Origin of the sequence: Actinomyces oris, assembly GCF_001937445.1 — a bacterium.
In the GTDB taxonomy this organism is placed as follows: Bacteria; Actinomycetota; Actinomycetes; order Actinomycetales; family Actinomycetaceae; genus Actinomyces; species Actinomyces acetigenes.
On the sequence record NZ_MSKS01000012.1, the window covers coordinates 624 to 1947 of the forward strand.

1 pseudogene is annotated in these 1324 nt (G+C 68.4%); it reads left to right on the top strand.

Features of this window, described 5'->3' with window-relative positions:
• Positions 1 to 760 precede the first annotated feature (760 nt).
• Positions 761 to 1324, top strand: a pseudogene (locus tag BKH20_RS13685) (ISL3 family transposase); the annotation flags it as partial.

Below are 1324 nucleotides of genomic sequence, written 5' to 3' on the forward strand. Positions count from 1 at the left end.
GGTCACGTGGCCCGCTGTACCCGCCCGTGCGCCTCATGGGTGACCTGGGCCTACGCGGCGTCAGGCGCGCCAGGTCCCCGCGCACCACGCGCAGCGCGCCGCGAGAGCAGTGCCCGGCCCACCTCATCAAAAGGCATTTCAACGCGTTCAGACCGAACGAGCTGTGGGTCGCCGACATTCCCCCACTGCGTGGGAGGTACCCCCTCCTATGCACGCACCTTCTCCGGGTGGGTCTATGTGGCTTCCGTGACCGACGTGTACTCCCGGAGGATCATCGGCTGGCAGAACCACCTACCGGCCAGTGTGCACCGACCTGGCCCTAGACGCCCTGGAGATGGCCGTCTGGCAACGAAAACGTCAGGGGGCCGACCTGACGGGCCTGGTGCACCACTTGCGACCGCGGCGTGCAGTACAGGTCTACTCGCTTCGGGGCTGCCCTGGCCGAGTGCGAGGCGGTCGCCTCGGTGGGGTCGAAGGGCGACTCCTTTCGGCTTTGCTCTGGCCGAGGCGCTCAAGCTCCTTGTACAAGGCCGAGCTCATCCTTTGGCCAGGGACCCTGGCAGGACATCGACGCCGCCCGTGCTCGCTACCGCCGAGTGGGTCCACTGGGCGGGCACCATTCGCTCTCACTCCGCCATCGGTATGCGAACCCCAGCCGAGCACGAAGCCGCCTGGGCACCCGACCGCCACCGCCACGAACGATCACAACCGGCAACCACCGGCACCAGATAAACCAGCCTCCACAAAACCCGGGGCTTGACAGTGGGGACTGCGGGCCCTTGCCCTGGAGGCCATGTCCGTCTCCCGGGTAGCAGCCGCCCTTGGGATCTCCTGGCACACCGCCAACAACGCAATACTGACCCGGGCCGAGCAGACCATCACCGGCAACCCTCACCACTTCGACGGCGTGGAGGTTCTCGGGGTCGATGACTCCCCCGCGCGCTTCGCTCCCGTGCGGGAGGTACCCCCTGTGTGTGGCGCCACACCAGGCGGGGCGATCGTTGTGTCACCGTGGTCATTGACCTGACCCCCGGTACGCGACCGCAGTGGTCCGGCCCGGCTGCTGGACGTGGTCCCGGGCCGGTCCAAGAAGGTCTTCAAGACCTGGCTCTTCCAGCGCGACCAGGACTGGCGTGGGCGGGTCGAGGTGGTGGCCACGGGGCGGCTTTCACCGGGTCCCGAGAGCGCCGCCGGCGAGGAGCTGCCCAAGGCCCGAGCGGTCATGGACCCTTTTCATGTCGTGTCCCTAGCAGGAGACAAACTCGATGAGTGCCGCCGCCGGATCCAGCGGGCGATCACGGGCCGGCGGGGCCGGGCGGGTGAC